At 35.2% G+C, this 17019-nt stretch carries 17 protein-coding genes and 3 pseudogenes; 10 read left to right on the forward strand and 10 right to left on the reverse strand.

The window, feature by feature from the left end; genetic code table 11:
• Positions 1-82: 82 nt before the first annotated feature.
• The 3 genes from yfkAB to ABNX05_RS20350 all read right to left on the reverse strand — a co-directional run bounded on the left by yfkAB (position 83) and on the right by ABNX05_RS20350 (position 3108).
• The gene (gene yfkAB / locus ABNX05_RS20340) at positions 83-1186 is read right to left on the reverse strand and encodes a radical SAM/CxCxxxxC motif protein YfkAB (RefSeq protein WP_349661372.1); all 1104 of its coding nucleotides are present in this window, start codon (positions 1184-1186) and stop codon (positions 83-85) included.
• A 415-nt stretch (positions 1187-1601) separates the two neighbouring features.
• Complete coding sequence (locus ABNX05_RS20345) at positions 1602-2609, reverse strand: LLM class flavin-dependent oxidoreductase (protein ID WP_349661373.1); 1008 nt, start codon at positions 2607-2609, stop codon at positions 1602-1604.
• A 73-nt stretch (positions 2610-2682) separates the two neighbouring features.
• Positions 2683-3108, reverse strand: coding sequence for a hypothetical protein (locus tag ABNX05_RS20350; RefSeq protein WP_349661374.1), 426 nt, complete (start codon positions 3106-3108; stop codon positions 2683-2685).
• A gap of 216 nt (positions 3109-3324) precedes the next feature.
• Between ABNX05_RS20350 and ABNX05_RS20355 the strand changes: the two genes are divergently transcribed.
• Complete coding sequence (locus ABNX05_RS20355; protein ID WP_349661375.1) at positions 3325-4092, forward strand: TSUP family transporter; 768 nt, start codon at positions 3325-3327, stop codon at positions 4090-4092.
• Positions 4093-4117: 25 nt separating this feature from the next.
• Here ABNX05_RS20355 and ABNX05_RS20360 read toward each other — a convergent pair whose 3' ends face one another.
• Together ABNX05_RS20360 and ABNX05_RS20365 are read right to left on the reverse strand one after the other, a co-directional pair.
• Positions 4118-4264 (reverse strand): hypothetical protein, encoded by a 147-nt coding sequence (locus ABNX05_RS20360; RefSeq protein ID WP_349661376.1) that lies wholly within the window; start codon positions 4262-4264, stop codon positions 4118-4120.
• A 174-nt stretch (positions 4265-4438) separates the two neighbouring features.
• The gene (locus tag ABNX05_RS20365; protein WP_349661377.1) at positions 4439-4633 is read right to left on the reverse strand and encodes a hypothetical protein; all 195 of its coding nucleotides are present in this window, start codon (positions 4631-4633) and stop codon (positions 4439-4441) included.
• Positions 4634-5245: 612 nt separating this feature from the next.
• Between ABNX05_RS20365 and sigV the strand changes: the two genes are divergently transcribed.
• A complete protein-coding gene (gene sigV / locus ABNX05_RS20370; RefSeq protein WP_349661378.1) occupies positions 5246-5764 on the forward strand; it encodes an RNA polymerase sigma factor SigV in 519 nt (172 codons plus the stop codon).
• Entirely contained in the window at positions 5757-6647 is an 891-nt protein-coding gene (gene rsiV / locus ABNX05_RS20375) for an anti-sigma-V factor RsiV (protein ID WP_349661379.1), read from the forward strand. Before sigV ends, rsiV begins: the two co-directional genes overlap by 8 nt.
• Before the next feature lie 158 nt (positions 6648-6805).
• Here the strand turns inward: rsiV and ABNX05_RS26425 are convergent.
• A pseudogene (locus ABNX05_RS26425) lies at positions 6806-7391 on the reverse strand (IS66 family transposase); the annotation flags it as partial.
• 166 nt (positions 7392-7557) lie between these two features.
• Here ABNX05_RS26425 and ABNX05_RS20385 point away from each other — a divergent pair.
• Positions 7558-8454, forward strand: coding sequence for a DegV family protein (locus ABNX05_RS20385; protein WP_349661380.1), 897 nt, complete (start codon positions 7558-7560; stop codon positions 8452-8454).
• A gap of 206 nt (positions 8455-8660) precedes the next feature.
• On the opposite strand, the pseudogene ABNX05_RS20390 reads toward ABNX05_RS20385, so the two are convergent.
• From ABNX05_RS20390 to ABNX05_RS20405, 4 genes and pseudogenes are all read right to left on the reverse strand, one after another.
• Positions 8661-8941: pseudogene (locus ABNX05_RS20390) on the reverse strand (IS3 family transposase); the annotation flags it as partial.
• Positions 8942-9023: 82 nt separating this feature from the next.
• A pseudogene (locus ABNX05_RS20395) lies at positions 9024-9438 on the reverse strand (IS66 family transposase); the annotation flags it as partial.
• Positions 9372-9623, reverse strand: a complete 252-nt coding sequence (gene tnpB / locus ABNX05_RS20400) for an IS66 family insertion sequence element accessory protein TnpB (RefSeq protein ID WP_349661381.1) — start codon at positions 9621-9623, stop codon at positions 9372-9374. The gene tnpB and the pseudogene ABNX05_RS20395, both read right to left, overlap by 67 nt.
• Positions 9620-9814, reverse strand: coding sequence for a hypothetical protein (locus ABNX05_RS20405; protein ID WP_349661382.1), 195 nt, complete (start codon positions 9812-9814; stop codon positions 9620-9622). Before ABNX05_RS20405 ends, tnpB begins: the two co-directional genes overlap by 4 nt.
• 311 nt (positions 9815-10125) lie before the next feature.
• Here ABNX05_RS20405 and ABNX05_RS20410 point away from each other — a divergent pair, with 311 nt between their 5' ends.
• The 6 genes from ABNX05_RS20410 (at position 10126) to ABNX05_RS20435 (ending at position 16828) form a co-directional block, all read left to right on the forward strand.
• Positions 10126-11250, forward strand: a complete 1125-nt coding sequence (locus tag ABNX05_RS20410) for an endospore germination permease (RefSeq protein ID WP_349661383.1) — start codon at positions 10126-10128, stop codon at positions 11248-11250.
• On the forward strand, positions 11250-12713 hold the full coding sequence (locus ABNX05_RS20415; protein WP_349661384.1) for a spore germination protein: 1464 nt from the start codon (positions 11250-11252) through the stop codon (positions 12711-12713). The genes ABNX05_RS20410 and ABNX05_RS20415 overlap by 1 nt, the downstream gene beginning before the upstream one ends.
• Entirely contained in the window at positions 12710-13861 is a 1152-nt protein-coding gene (locus tag ABNX05_RS20420) for a Ger(x)C family spore germination protein (protein WP_349661385.1), read from the forward strand. Before ABNX05_RS20415 ends, ABNX05_RS20420 begins: the two co-directional genes overlap by 4 nt.
• A gap of 760 nt (positions 13862-14621) precedes the next feature.
• Complete coding sequence (locus ABNX05_RS20425) at positions 14622-15383, forward strand: TerC family protein (RefSeq protein ID WP_349661386.1); 762 nt, start codon at positions 14622-14624, stop codon at positions 15381-15383.
• A 194-nt stretch (positions 15384-15577) separates the two neighbouring features.
• Positions 15578-16210: a Bax inhibitor-1/YccA family protein gene (locus tag ABNX05_RS20430; protein ID WP_349661387.1), complete on the forward strand. Its 633-nt coding sequence runs from the start codon at positions 15578-15580 to the stop codon at positions 16208-16210.
• A 108-nt stretch (positions 16211-16318) separates the two neighbouring features.
• The gene (locus tag ABNX05_RS20435; RefSeq protein WP_349661388.1) at positions 16319-16828 is read left to right on the forward strand and encodes a ferritin; all 510 of its coding nucleotides are present in this window, start codon (positions 16319-16321) and stop codon (positions 16826-16828) included.
• Positions 16829-17019 lie beyond the last annotated feature (191 nt).

Below are 17019 nucleotides of genomic sequence, written 5' to 3' on the forward strand. Positions count from 1 at the left end.
TTTCTTCACTTCTACTATAAAAAAATAGTAGCACAAACCATGGCCTTGGTTTGTACTACTAATGTTAGTATGTTTTTTTTGTTTATCTGACAGAGCCACTTTTAAAAACACTATCAGGATAATACATATTTTTCACAATTATATTAGAACCTAAACATTTTACAGCAGGACAATGACAATTAATACTATTAGAAATATTTGTATCTAACCATCTACTATAAATATTCTCCAATGATTCTGTTTTGATATTACCTAATGCAGAGCCATCATCGGAGAAATCTGATACTGATATATCACCTGTGAATATATTCAAGTTCATTCGAGAGCGACCATCTACATCATTTCTTACTGTGATATTTGGTGTTTTATTAATTTTTTCTAACAAAGCTAGATCACGTTGATCAGAACTACAAGCATAGAATGGTAATGTTCCGAATAGTACCCAAATATTCTCATTTCTAAAATCAAGTATATTGTTCACTACTTCTCTATATTCATCAAGGCTTATTGTTTCTAAATTACTTGCAAAATCACTAGAATACATAGGGTGAATTTCATGACGCTTACACAGCATTTCATTAGCCACTTCATTATGAATTTTTTCAATGTAAGGTACTGTGTTGCGATTTAACATTGTTTCTGCGGATACAAACATACCGCTCTTTGAAAGTTCTCTAGCGTTATCAAAAATATTTCTATATAGTTCTGCTCTTTGTTGAACTGTTGGTTTTCTTTCCATTATTGCGAAACCTGTTTCAACAAATTCTTTTTCATTACACCAATTATGTGAAATGTGCATAACATCTAAGTATGGTGCAACCATTTCATAATGCTCCATTGGCAATGTTAAATTAGAATTTATTTGAGTTTTAATTCCTCTACTTTTTGCATATTTAAGAAGTGGAAGTAAATTGTTTCTTATTCCACGTTTTGTTAATAAAGGTTCCCCACCTGTAAAACTCATTACTCTAAGTGTTTCTACAGTATCTAAATGTTTTATCAACTCTGATGTAGGAATAGCTTCATCTTCTTTTGTTTGCAATGTATAACCTACTGCACAATGAGCGCAACGCATATTACAAAGATTAGTTGTTGTAAATTCAATATTTGATAAAGTTAGTTTTCCATGCTTATCAATATCATGATAGCTTTCCCATTCATCATATGGTTTCTCTAGTGTTATCATAAAAAAAATCTCCCTTTCTATCCTATGATTTTCTCATAGATAAAGGAGATTTTAAAGTGCTAGTCTATATTATCTTCTTTTTCCCTAAAATCCGATTCCTTTTTTTACATTTGTAGTAAGCACATCTTATGTTTTTTCTTCTTACCATTTGACCTTCATATTTACAAGTAATCTTATCTTTGGCCTCAGCTTTTCCAGGTGTCACCTCTTACTTATTACTTTCTTTATAGCACGGGCGAACTACTAAACCTCTTTTAAACACTCAAAACATTTTTTGCTATTACTTCTTTTTACCAATATACATGGTGAATTGATTATTTACTGTACTCTCTTCTTCATGATTTATAGGTTCTTTCACTAGCAAATTCGAAGCTACCCTTGCTGATTAATAGGTTTTACATAAGTACTCCCGCCACTAATCCTGTGTGGTTCTTATTAATTCTTTTGCCATTAACTTGAAAGTATTCAAGCGACTTTCTAGTGCGTATTGATTGCAGTTTAGCATCACTTCGTCAAACCCATATTGCTCTTGCTCTGCTACTAAAAATTTCGCTACTTCCTTCGGTGTTCCGACCAGATTGGCTTTTCGATTATTGGCGATTGTCATTTTATCCAACTCCGTAAGTGGATAATCCTTTGCTTCTTCGGGTGACATCGCTTGAATAATTTGCCCCTTCATGAGATGAAGACGTGTAATATCAATCGGTTTCGCCAAATATTCCGCTTCCTCTAACGTATCTGCAACCGTCGCAGCATAAGTAACGATAATTTGCGGCTTCTCCATATAATAAGAAGGTATAAAGTAATCTCTATACGTATCAAATATATCCTTTGACATATTGCCAGTGAAAAATTGTGCATATGAATAACCTACACCAAATCGACCTGCCTGCATAGCGCTTTGACCACTTGATCCAAGTAACCAAGCTTCAGGTAATTGGATATTCACTGGTGCCGCAATTACTTGATCATAGACATCTTCCCCTGTTTTTTGATTATTCATCAGTTTTAAAATGATCTCGAGCCTATCGTATTGCTCTGTAAATCGTTGTCTTCGTCCCTCTGCCAGTGCATAAATAGAGGCATGGTCACCACCAGGGGCTCTGCCGACGCCAAAATCAATACGATTCGGTGCTAAGCCACTTAATGTTTTAAAGACCTCTGCCAGCTTATATGGAGAATAATGCATCATCATTACGCCTCCAGTACCAATACGAAGACGTTTTGTTTTCGCCGCCAGGAAAGCAGCTGTAACCTCTGGAGCTGAACTTGCCAGTGAATGGCTATTATGGTGCTCTGCTAACCACATTCGATGATAGCCAAGCTCTTCACCTAAAAGCGCTATTTGTTCTGTACGCTGAAAGGCCTCCTCAGCAGTATGATCTTTTGGTATAGGCATTTGATCTAATATACTTAATCTCATTGAAAACACCCTCTCTGTCTAAGCACTCCTCTCTACTGTAATATAGTAAGCTCTTTATACAAAGTAAAAGACCTTACTCATAGGCAAGCCGCTTTGCATGCCATGTGTCATAAACCATGCCAATAAGGAACCGTTTTTGTTCGGGACTCAATACAACATCATTAAATTTCATTGCATAAATAGAAAATTTATTTGTTTGTTCATCCACTACGAACTGTAAAATGGCATGTCCTTTTTCATTTTCAAATGTAATATCACCTGATAATTCGACAACATGCTCGCCAGTTTTTGCCTGGTAATAGCGCCAATATGGTTCAAAAAATGCGTAATTAAATGCATTACGAACAGATACATCTGAAAAACCTCCCAAATACCCTTCTTTTACAGTATCGATAAACTCATTATCAGTTATATCTTTTTTGGCATTATACACACATCCGACAAGTAGCCCCATACATACAACACAAACAAATACTCTTACATGATTTCCCAAACTCAAATGTCATCACGTCCCCTTTACGCAAAAAACACTATCAACTACATAATACATTAAAATAAATACATAAAGTAGAATATATTAGCTTTTTATAGAATTTATAAATATCAAAAGAGATCGAATCCTCGAAATTAACAGAAAAAAATTATTGAAGCTATTTACAGTTACTTTTCATTTCGCTACTATCAGATTATTATTATAGAAAAGAGATGAACTGCTGTGCCTTTTGATTTAGATGTAAACATTTTACTCATCCTTATTCTTTTTGGCTTTCTAGCCGCATTTATCGATTCTGTTGTAGGAGGCGGCGGGCTTATTTCTTTACCAGCTCTTATGTTTGTTGGTCTTCCACCATCTGCAGCCGTAGCTACGAACAAGCTAGCAGGCACTATGGGGTCATTAACGAGCACCATAACATTTTATCGCTCTGGTAAATTGGATATTAAAGCCGTTTACAAACTATTCCCTTTTGTTTTTATAGGCTCCATGATCGGTGCATGGATTGTCGATCTTATGGATCCTAGTGTTCTAAAACCACTTATGCTTGTCATGCTAGCAGCTGTGGCTATTTATACTATTTTCAAGAAAGACTGGGGTAGCATTTCTACCTATAAAAGATTGACACCTAAGCGTTACGCATTTTTTGTGGCGATTATTACATTAATCGGCTTCTATGATGGCTTTTTAGGTCCGGGGACAGGCTCATTTCTATTGTTTGCCTTTTTAATAGTTGGCTTCGACTTTTTAAAATCGGCAGGTAATGCTAAATTTTTAAATTTCGGAAGTAATATCGCAGCCCTTCTTATGTTTATATACTTAGGGCAAATAAATTATGCCTATGGTTTACCTATGGGACTTGCACAAATTGCTGGAGCAATTGTTGGTTCTAAGTTTGCCATTAAACGTGGCAGCGGGTATGTACGTAATTTATTTATCGTTGTGACAATTTTATTACTTTTGAAAAATACATATGACTATTTTTCATGATTGATTCTTTATAGCTACCAATTTTTTAATGCAGATCCATTATGCCCAGCACGATGTGTTTTGCGCGAAAGTGAAGCGACAGCGGCATGATGTGTTTTGCGCGAAAGCGAAGCGACAGCGGCATGATGTGTTTTGCGCGAAAGCGAAGCGACAGCAGCATGATGTTGGTCACTCAGTCATTATCACAGGACATTGTTGTTCTTAGAATGAGTTCCACTCAACTATGGCAATCTTCATTAAAGATATTTTGTATTCGTACTTATCAATATATCGACTAAATAGAAGCATGCTAAAAATACAGCATGCTTCTATAATAATTTTATTATCCAAAATTCTCCGTCTATAATTATTCTTGCTTCCTAAAAATTCCGTAAGCAATAACTCCAAATAAATAGCCTATTCCAGCCCCTAAAGCAATTGTAAATACTAGAAAGTTTGGTTTGAAAAACATGCCAAAAACCACACCGAGAGCACTTCCAAAAATCATTCCCAATGGAATTAAACTATCTATTAAATCTTTAGTGTCGCTTGACTTTTTCATACCTAATGCTCCTTTCTGTTTTTATAATTGTGAAAAAAAATATCTATTCCAGAGCCAAGATGGTGCTGCCCTAAATCAAAGAACGGCGCCATTTAATTGTGTTTTACACTTCCTTTTACAATAAGCATTCTTCTACTTCAAATCTGATTATAAGAAGTATAGCTTACTTGCTTTTATTTTCAATCTACTATATGTATGAGATGGTTCATGTAGAAAAAGGACCGTTGACACTTTCTCAGTTCGATACTATTTTAGGACATTTTCTTCGATTGCAATGCCAGTTATTTAGATCCTCCCCGGGCAATTTTATTTGTAATTGTGACCAATTTACCTTTTCCCCTTTCTAAGCAATTGTAAAAGGTTTATAATTTGCTATGATTTTTCTTCACAATAAAATGTACAGAAAAGCGCAACTTAACAAGTGGCGGATTTCTTCATCCCCACTGATGATTATCACAGAATTTATTACGGGATAAATTACTGGTATCAATGACTTATCTTTGAAATTAACAGAAAAAGATAAGTTTTTTTATGCTATCAACTTTTTTTCCCCTTTCATACGTCTATTAGTTGTATACAATTTGAAAATGTTAAAAAGGAGCTTCTTTGGACATGAAAACAAGAAATGCATTTCAACATGAAGAGGTGTTTGTCCAGTTAATTCGTGAACAGAAAGAGCGTTTTTATTTGCTCGCGTATAGCTATACGAAAAATGAACAGGACGCACTTGATGTTGTACAAGACAGTATTCAAAAAGCAATGCTTTCTCTCGATCGATTAGAAAATGTCGAATATATGAAAAGCTGGTTTTATAAAATCGTCGTACGTACATCTATAGATTTTTTACGTAAGCATAAACGCTTACAAGTGACAGACGATGATACATTGCAATTTTTAACACCTGCACAAGAGGATATCTACGAAAACGTTGATTTAGAGCATGCGTTAGATGACTTACCCGTAATGTATCGTGAGGTTGTTATTTTACATTATTTTGAAGATTTAAAACTCGCTGATGTTGCAAATATCCTTAACATTAAGCTGAGTACTGCTAAATCACGTCTTTATAAAGCGTTAAAACTATTGAAAATACAGTTGGAAGATGTGAAGGGAGAAACAGCACATGGATGAAAAATTAAAAGAATTAGAAAAACAATATAATGAGGTATCTATTCCAAAGGAGCTTGATTTTGTGGTTGAAAACGCACTAAAACAAGGTAAAAAGAAAAGAAAAAAACGAGCACCACAATGGTTTCTAGGATCTGCCGCAGCTGCAATGCTTTTTACAGCTGGATTAAATGTCAGTCCTGCAATGGCACGAACACTTTCAGATATTCCTGTTGTTGGTAGTGTCGTAAAAGTCTTAACTTGGACTGAATATGAAGTAAAAGAAGAGACATATGATGCAGACATTAAAGTACCTTCTATCGAAAACCTAGAAAATAAAGACCTTGCAAATGCTTTAAATGAAAAATATCGTTCAGAAGGTAAAGCTCTTTATAATGACTTTGTTGCCGAAGTCGGTGATTTAAAGGCTAACGGTGGCGGCCATTTAGGCGTAGATAGCGGCTTCGACGTAAAAACAGATAATGACCAAATCTTGTCGATTGGTCGTTACACTGTCAATACAGTTGCATCATCTTCTACAACGATGCACTACGATACAATTGATAAAGAAAATGAAATTTTAATTACACTGCCAATGCTATTTAAAGACGATAGTTATATTAACACGATCAGTGAAAACATTAAGGAACAAATGCGCGAACAAGCTGCTACATCTAACCAAGAAAAGGTGTACTGGTTAAAAGGAGCAGGTCTTCCTGATGAAGAAGTTTTAGATGAATTTACAGCTGTTAAAGCTGATCAACAATTCTATATTTCCGATGAAGGTAAGCTTGTTATCTCCTTTGATAAATACGAAGTTGCTCCTGGCTATATGGGTGTTGTGGAATTTGAAATCCCAACAGATATCTTAAAAAATCATCTTGTAAGCTCAAATTATATTCATTAATAATGTAAACCTATAATCCGTGGGGGATTTTCTTTTTCCCTCACGGATTATTCGTCTCCACCCAATTGGGCTGTAAGCCCGAAATATAAAAAATATGCGCACCTTTCCGGAACGCACTACGAATGTCCATCTATCTGAAATTTTTTTCGAATAGATGGCTATTTTGCACATGTGGCTTGGATATTTTTCGAACAAGGCATGTATTTATTTAAAATTTTGGGTTGCTGATGGATCGGTAAATTCGGCAGCTCCATCCTTATTTTAACTAAATATTGATAGAAATCGATACCATTCGCTTTTGCTGTTTCAGCCAGACTCAAACAGTACATTCGCTTTAGCACCAGCTTCACTCACAGAAAAACGCCAGTTCTTTCGGCCAATCACATTAGGACGAATCGGATTTTCTGCTGGATTATTATCAATTCCAATCCGACCATCGAACAGAGAAACTTTTATCCCATGTACACGATTTAATGTGTTTTTAGAAACTTTATCCAAGATGTTTTTTCCGAAGAATGGCAATTTATCTACCCATACCTGAAACTTTTCGACAATCGGTTTTGATTGCTTTTGCTGTGCTTTACGACGCTTTCCTGGTGAGAGATGCTTATATTGCCGTTATTTAAGCGATACAGTTGATCACAGTAATCCAAGCCGATTTTCCCATTTTTCGGCTTTCAGCCAATAACGTCGTATATGCGCCCAACAATTAGCGAATGAAATATTAGATAGCTTACCGTATGCTTATAAAATGCTATTTTCATCGCAATTATTGTCGAAATAATGTCGAAGATTGTAAAAAATAAATACAGTATTATAAATATCACTACTCATGATGATCTTATCTGTGTATAGTTGCATAAGGGAAAATGAATAATATTCTACGATAGATGAAGGGGATTACTTTTAAATGGGAAAGAAAATTGCATGGGTTACAGATACAGCAGCATTGTTAGATGAAAAGTTCATACAGGACAATCAAATTCACGTATTACCACTTAATATAGTATTCGAAGAAGGGGCTTTACGCGAAACTGTTGATATGACACATGATCAGTTTTACGAAAAGCTACGAAATGCTAAAAAAAATCCAAAGACATCACAACCTGCTATTGGTGAAGTTGTAGACTTATATAAATCATTAAAAGAACAAGGGTATACATGTGCAATTGCAATTCATACCTCTCAACATCTTTCGGGCACTTATCAAAGCACTTTCACAGCAGCTGGTCAAGCTGAATTTGAAGTATATCCAGTGGATTCAAAAATCGGGTCATTTCCGATGATGAAAATGATTAAACTCGGTCAGCAGTTAGAGCGTGAAGGTTTTGAACCTGGCTATATTGTTGAAAGAATCAATGAGATGGCAGATAACAGTGAGCTTTCATTTATTCCGGCTAACTTATCACAATTACATAAAAGTGGTCGAGTTTCAGGGACTCAAGCATTTTTAAGTAACTTGTTGAATATTAAAGTTGTCATATCATTTGAAGATGGGAAGCCCGTTATGAAAGAAAAAGTACGCGCTACGACTAGAGCTAAAACATATATACAAAATGTTTTAAATACAGATCTAGAAAAAAGTATTATCCCTGAAGTTGCAATTATTCACTGTAATGATGAAGAAGGCGCAACCGCTTGGAAAAAAGCTTTAGAGAACGAATATCCGCTCATAAACTTCTCCGTATTACCACTAAGTGCTTGTGTAGCGGTTCATGCAGGTGAAGGAACGCTTGGTTTAAGTTGGGTACGTCTACCAGAGCTTGCACCACTTAAGAAAAAGAAAGCTGAATTAGTTACTATATAAACATAATTGTAATCTAAATTATTGTAGGTACATGAAGTTGCGAAATTCCTATAAACCAACTATATTACAGTCAGAGAGCATTTTAGCTTAAGTAAACTGGCAGATGTAACGTTATTTTTTGAATGATAGCTGTGTTTTCATTCAGGTATAGGGGACTGGCTGTTAAATTTTGTTTGGATACGGATATTGTTATTATAGGTAATTTAGTCTTCGACGATTTGAATCATATGCGCATTTGTCGTGCGGTAGATTCCGTCGAGATAGAACGTTTCAATTGGGGAATTATCAGTGGGCGTGCCTTTGCGGGACATGCTTAGGGTAATTCCTTTTTCTTTGACTGAATTTTGATACGCATATGATGTTTACACAGAACCTTGATCGCTATGCAAGATGCAGCCTTGCGGTAGAATTGATATAAAGTATCCAAAACGAATGACGTATCTTGTGTAGAATCAATTGTTTGCGCTACAATTTCTCCGATATAGAGTAAGCCCAAAATATAAAAAAAGCGCACCTTTTCGGTACACACGACGAATGGCCATCTATCCTAATTTTTTTCGGATAGATGGCTAGTTTGTACATGTGGCTTGGATTTTTCGACCAAGGCATGTAATTATTTAAAATCTCTGGCTGCTGGTGAATCGGTAAATTTGGCAATTCTGTCATTAATGTCACTAGGTATTGATAGAAATCGATGCCGTTTGCTTTTGCCGTTTCAGCCAAACTTAAACAGATGGCATTCGCTTTAACGCCTGCTTCAATAACTGAGAAAAGCCAGTTCTTACGACCAATCACATTTGGACGAATCGCATTTTCAGCTGGATTATTCCATGTACGATTTAATGTGTATTCCGCAACTTTGGCTAAGGCATTTTTTCCGAAGAAAGGTGATTCATCCACCCATTTTAAGAATTTCTCTACAATCGGCTTTGAATGTTTTTGCCGTGATCTTCGGCGTTTTTCTGGTGAAAGATGCTTGAATTTCCATCAAAATACAAACATTTATAACGGTCTTTACTCGTTCCAGAAAATAAGAAGATGGAATCACTATATGGATCAAGTTTAAAAGAATCCTGAATGAGTGCTGCGAGACCGTCAATACCTTTACGCATATCGGTCTTACCGCAAATAATGTAGATGTTCTGCACGCTCGTAAAATCTTGCTTCATTGATTATACAACTCCTTCAGGATCGTTTGGATGATGCGCTCATCTACGCCATTAAAGAAGGAAATTTCAGCACTAGTTGTTTTAATGATGCAGTTCGGCTCAGGAGAATTTTGTGGTGAAGTTGTTGATGAAGAGTTGTCAGTGATAGGATCTAGTGTCACAGGGACAATTGTTAGTTTGGTAGTTGACATAAAGAAGCACCTCCTCTAATTGATACATTTATCGTACCGGAGATGTCTGGTTATTTATATGCGTTATTTGATTACGGGCTTAATTGGACTTTTACGCACTCCATTATGGTGCGAGAATAAAAACATTTCTCAAAAACGAGTTATTTGACATTTCATTCGTCAAATAACTCGTTTTTTTCGGTGATAAACTTTTCATGAATGTGATGAAATACAGATTTAAATTCTTCTTTTACAAGTAGTTGGTCATGCTTATAATCCTCTCACTTTTTGTCTAAGCTAAAGTGTATCAATTAACGTTAGAGGGTTTTCATATGAAAGGTGTAGGATCAATTAGTATTTTACATGTTATCTTCTTATCTATGACTGTTATTGGCTTAAAAAATCACGTGACCATTATTCCCCCGCTACTAGATGTTGTTGGGAGAGATGGTTGGATATCTGTCATAATATCTGCAGTTATTATATTCTTCTGGCTATTTTTTTTAGTTTATATTCAAAAAAAGACAAATCAGGAACCTATTCGAGACTGGTTAGATGGGAAAATTGGAAAAACTGGCTCTACAATTGTCATATATATTATAGCTATTTTTTTATTCATTCTTGCTGCCTTTACAATGGTTGAAACATTGCAATGGGTAAACACAACATTTTTACCTCAAACACCAGTCACTATATTATTACTCATTTATACAATTCTTTGTATTTTTCTCGTTACAACAAGTTTACAAACCATTGTTATTTTAAATGTCTTTGTATTATTCGGTGTAGTAGTCTTTGGCTTTTTTGTAGCGTTTACAAATATACAGGTAAAAGAATACGAACTACTACGCCCTTTTCTTGAGCATGGTTTCCAACCTGTTATAAAAGGAATGATTTATCCTGCATCAGGATTTATTGAATTATTAATACTTTTATTTTTACAGCACCAATTTAAAGACCGCATTCGTTGGTATCATTTTGGCATCATGCTTTTCATTTTGATGGGGCTTACTTTAGGACCACTCATGGGCGCAATTGCAGAATTTGGTCCAACCGAGGCTGCAAAGCAAAGATATCCTGCCTACGAGGAATGGGGCTTAGTATCAATTGGTCGCTATATTGAGCATCTTGACTTTTTCTCAATTTACCAATGGCTAACTGGAACATTTATACGAGTTAGCTTCCTCTTATATGTTATAGCAGATTTGTTTAAGATGACTGGTGATCCAAAGCAAATATGGAGAATGATAGCTCCACCCTTCTTTCTTTTATGTCTGCCGCTAATTATTTTAAATGAAAACATATTTTTGAAGGTGAAAGGGAACTATATATTAACAGTTACTTTTGTTTTCTTTTTTCTTTTGTCAATTTTCTTCTTACTAGTAGCTTTCTTTTCAGGTAAGTCTTCTAAAAAGGGGCAACCTGAAAAACAAGAAATGGAAAGTGGTGAATCATAATGCCTCAGCAGGAGAAGGCGATAGACCTAAACACCTTAAAACAACTATTTCAAAAATCAGCAGATATCCAATTTCAGGAATATGTATTTAATCAAAAAAAGGTTCAATTCATTACCTGTGATGCGATGGTAGACCAGCAAATGCTCAATGAAGTAATTGTTCGGCGTGTTCAATATCTTTATGACAATTTAGCTGATACATCGTTAGAAGAAAATATTACAAATCAACTTCATGTTCCGACGCTTGAAAAAGTTAATGATAAAGAACAAGCCATGAACTTTGTATATACTGGTTTTCTACTGCTTTATTTTGAAGAGGAAGATCTTTTGTATGCTAGTTGTATTGCTAAAAAGCCTAATCGAAATCCTGAAGAAACTAGGATGGAAGTTCTCGTTAAGGGTCCAAGAGATAACTTTATTGAAGACATCCGCGTCAACATTGCACTATTGCGAAAACGTTTACCTACAAATTCATTTTGCGTTGAGAAAGTGGAGTTAGGATCACGTTCAAAGACAAGCGTGGCTATTCTTTATTTTGACGATATTGTCGATATGGATATTTTACACGGAATAAAAAAACAGCTTGCTGCAGTAGACACAGATATTGTCTTTAGCGGGGATGTTTTAATGGAGAGAATTAATAAAAACTCTAAGCTCTTCCCAAAATTCGATTACACCGGACGACCCGATTATGCTATTCAAGCGCTAATTAGAGGACGTTTTCTCATGTTCGTCGACGGTGTAGCTTATGCTATGATCACACCGGTCAATTTATTTTTATTATTAAAATCCGCTGAAGATAATGAGTACCCTATCATTTTCAGTTCTATAGAACGACTTTTGAGGATTCTTGGCATTTTAATTGGGTTGCTATTACCTGCATTTTGGCTCTCACTGACGACCTATCACCAGAATCAGCTACCATTCCAACTTTTAGCAACAGTTGTCCAAGCAAAAACAGGTTTACCTCTCCCCTCCTCTCTGGAGATGCTAATAATGCTACTCATGTTTGAATTGTTTCGAGAAGCTGGGTTACGTCTGCCTTCTGTTATTGGTGGAACGATAAGCGTTGTTGGCGGTCTAATTATTGGTGATGCGGCCATTCGCGCAGGTGTAACAAGCCCAGAAATGATTGTAGTTATTGCGATTTCTACAATTGCATCATTCACTCTTGTGAACCAATCACTTGTCACAACCATCAGTTTATTGCGTATTACATTCATTATTGCCAGTGCTTTTTTTGGTTTATTTGGATTTTTTGTATCACTTTACTTTACACTTCTTTACTTGTGTAATATTCGGATCTATGGGTACTCTTACATGAATCTTGCAACAGATTTAAATTGGATGACTATTAAAAAATCGATATTCCGCTTATCACCAAAAGGCTACACTGAACGTAATAAAGCACTTGCACCCCAAGATAGCACTCGTACCTCTATGAGAAAGAAGAAGCAGCAATGAAGAAAAAAATTATTTTACTATCAAGCTTAGCTACTTCACTACTTCTTTCAGGCTGTTGGGATGTTACCGAACCTCAAAAAATGTATTATGTTGATGGACTCGGTATCGATTATAAAGATGGTCAGTATGAAATCTACTTGCAATTAATTAGCTTCTCCGATGTTGTAAAATCCGAAAATTATACTCCTCAAGCGGCACCAGCTGAGGTTGGACAATCTAAAGGCAGGACGCTGGAAGAAGCACTTTTTAAATTATATCGATCCATCGACCAAAAAGTGTTTTGGGGGCATATGACTTACATTATTTTCTCTGAAGAAGTAATGAAAGATAAAAATACTGTCTCCATTATAGACACTGTATTGAGATATAGGGAAACAAGGTATCAAATATGGGCCTATTGTACACAAGACCCTATTAAAGACATTCTTCTAGTAACGCCAATTTTGAATAAGCCGCTTACTACGTCAAAGCTTAGTAATCCTTTAAATACAGAAGATAAAGAAACATTCGTCGAACCCGTTAATTTCCGAAATCTAGTTATTGGCTTAAATGAACCGAATTACGAAATTGGCATACCTTATGTAACCATTAACAAAGACTGGGGCACTGAAGATCGTCAAGAACAGGAAACTGCCTTTATAGGGATTGGCGTACTTTCCAAAGATGGATTTAAAGGCTTTATTAAGAATGATGCTGCAAGAGGAACGCAATGGATGCATGATAGAACGCAAAGAGGTGAAACAACCTTTAAGTTAAATGAAAATAATTATTTAACGACAACATTGGAAAAAGTCAAGGTCGATATCAAACCGATTGTTAAAAATGATCAAGTAACATTTGATGTTGAAATATATTTAAACGCAAGGATAAACGGTCTCAAAACTAATGTTTCAGAAGAAGAAATAAGAAAAAAATTAATAAAAGAAGTGAAAAAAGAAATTAGAACAACATATAAAGAAGCATTAGCGAAAGATATTGATATTTATCGCCTCTCTGAACATTTATATCGAAAAAATGTGAAAGTATGGAAAAAACTTGAGAAGGATGGGAAAATCCCATTAACATCTACTTCTATTAGTAAATTAGAAATAAACATTAACCAATTAAAATCCGGTCGTAAAACATTTACACGAACAATTAATGAATAATCTAAAAATATCCCCTCAAAGGCGACTTACCTATTTGAGAGGATATTTTTATTTATTGACTAAATCTGGATTAGGAATTTATTCTTTTCGTCTTTCAATTTATCGACTCAACATTAAGAGGCTGGGACATAACTGGTCAAAACCTTAAAAAGCGTGAGAAATCAATTTTGGTAACATTGATTTCTCGCGCTTTTCTGATGTAGAATTTTTTAATTTTGCCGTAAAAACATATTTATGTCCCAGCGTCTTCGTTCCTCTACTCACTTCTTTGTAGTATCCCCTAAGGAGTTGCCTATTCTCAAGCCCAACCAACTTAATACGACTTTTATTTTTATAACATTTGAAATATCCTGCTTAATTTTTTAACAAAAAATTATTTGTATAATTGCTTAAATTGCCTTTTCATGAAAACAATCACCAAATTTTTTTAACATAACTTCACATTTTTATTTGCAATTGGCGATCACCATGCTATAATCCATGTATAAAGAATTGAATAGCTTTTGACAATTATGTCAAAGGGGAGTAGCTAGCAGATGTGAACGAGCATCTGATTTCACATTCGTCATTACATGGTTATTAACCATCGGGTGTGAAGGCATATCTTGGCGAACAAGATATTTTCTGTATAACAGTGATCGCTTAGCAAGACCTTTGCCTATTTTTTAGGCAGAGGTCTTTTTATTTTGCCTAAAATAGCAAAGACTACGTTAAAAGCAGTATGTTCATTTCTGTTCTAAGTAAAAAGGAGGAAATAAATTTGGAGGCAATCTTACTCGAATACGCATGGGTACTCGTCGTATTAATTGTTTTAGAAGGTTTATTAGCTGCTGATAATGCAGTTGTAATGGCCGTTATGGTTAAACATTTACCAAAGGCACAACAGCAAAAAGCACTATTATATGGTTTGGTAGGAGCATTTGTTTTCCGATTTGCTGCATTATTTCTTATTACTACGCTCGTTAATTTTTGGCAAATTCAAGCAATTGGTGCTGCATACTTATTAATCATGTCTGGTAAGCATATTTATGATTCACGGAAAGCCGCGCAAAATCCTGAAGAAATTCATGAGTCTAAAAAGCAATCTGGCTTCTGGATGACAGTCATAAAAGTAGAATTAGCCGATATTGCCTTTGCGGTAGATTCAATTTTAGCAGCTGTTGCCATTGCAGTGACACTACCTCATATCGGAAATTTTGATGTTGGCGGCATTAACGCAGGTCAATTCTCAGTGATGTTCCTAGGAGGTCTAATCGGTGTTATTATGATGCGTTTTGCAGCTCGTTGGTTCGTGAAAGTTCTCGATAAATTCCCATCACTAGAAACTGCTGCATTCTTAATCGTTGGCTGGGTTGGTGTAAAGCTGGCTGTTTTGACATTAGCACACGAAAAACTAGGTATAATTCCACATGAATTCCCACATTCAACGATATGGAAGGCCATTTTCTGGATTGTCTTAATTGGAATTGCCCTTGGTGGTTATTTAGTTGGTGTGAAAAATCAAAGAAAAAATGTAAAATAATCTGTAAAAATATTACCTGGTCCTCACGTAGACCAGGTTTTTTGTATTACCAAACGGAAGATATTTTGCACTTGGTCAACATTTGAACCCACATTATGTTAAAAATACAAATTTTTTTGTAATTGAATCTTTTTATAAATCGACACGTATGTTACTATATAAAAGTTATTTTAAAAAAGAAAGGATTATTCTATATGACGTATGCTAAAAATCAAAACTTAAACAAAATTTTAAAACACTTTGCTTTTATGTGGTTATTGACAGTTGTCGGAATGTACATAGCAACATTATTACCTCCAGCGGTTGTCATGCCGCTATCTATTATTACTCTTGTACTTCTTATCATTGTTTGCTTTGTGCGAAGTGTGAAGCTTGCTAATTCCATTATGTATACAATCCCCTTTTTAATGGGAATTACACTATTTTGGACAACACAATTTTACATTGCGGAACTAGGGGAACAGCTTGTTTTACTTGTATTCGTAGCGACCGTAGCTATTTTCATTGTGCTAGCACTGATTGGTATGATGATGAATAAAGACATTTCCAATTGGGGAAGCTATTTATTCACTGTCCTAATTGTCGTTATTGTATTTTCATTAGTCTTTATGTTTTTCCCTGTTAGCAACTTGGTCGCATTGATTATTGCGGGCATTACTGTACTACTTTTTAGTCTCTATACGGTCTATGACTTTAACAAAATCCGACATAATCACGTTTCAGATGCTGAAGTCGTTGGTATGGCTTTAAATTTATACTTAGATTTCATTAATTTATTTGTCAATCTTTTAGAAGTAATTTGGCGTTTAAAGAACGAATTTGATTAATTCCCCTAATTGAGAATAAAAATCAATTAAACTTTGCCATACTACCATTCTTCGCTGTATACTATAGGAGAAGCAGTAAATATTTACTGTAAAGGGAGGAAAATATTTATGTTATCTGAAAAACTACACACAGCACTAAACGAACAAATGAATTTTGAATTTTACTCTGCGCATGCTTATATGGCGATGGCGGCATATTGCACAGATCAAGATTACGATGGCTTTGCCAATTTCTTTTTAGTACAGGCTGAAGAAGAACGCTTCCATGCGATGAAATTTTATAATTTCCTAAGTGATATGGGTTATCGTGCAACAATCCATGGTTTTGATAGTCCAGATAATCATTTTGAGTCTATTTTACATGCCTTCAAAACTGGCCTTTCACACGAGAAAGAAGTAACGCGCCGTATTTATCATTTATCGGATATCGCTTTAGATGAACGCGAGCACGCGACTATGGCTTTCTTAAAATGGTTCATTGACGAGCAAGTAGAGGAAGAATCAACGTTTGACACGTTAATTCGTAAAATCGAACGCATTGAAAATGACTCCAACGCAATCTTTATGCTTGACGCAGAATTAGCTACACGTTCATTTTCACCTGATGCTGAAGCATAAAATATAATTTTAAACAAAAAAGAATCTGTATGAGCAGATTCTTTTTTGTTTATTTCAGTGGAAAAACAATTTTTTGAGTTCCATCTATAAGTTTCCATGATTTTAGGCTTCGATAAGCTGCTTCTTGTACCGATTTACTTTCGCTCCATAAAACATGTAGGAAAAAAGAGAAACGTCGGCATTCAACGTTT

Origin of the sequence: Lysinibacillus zambalensis, from assembly GCF_040183165.1 — a bacterium.
In the GTDB taxonomy this organism is placed as follows: Bacteria; Bacillota; Bacilli; order Bacillales_A; family Planococcaceae; genus Lysinibacillus; species Lysinibacillus zambalensis.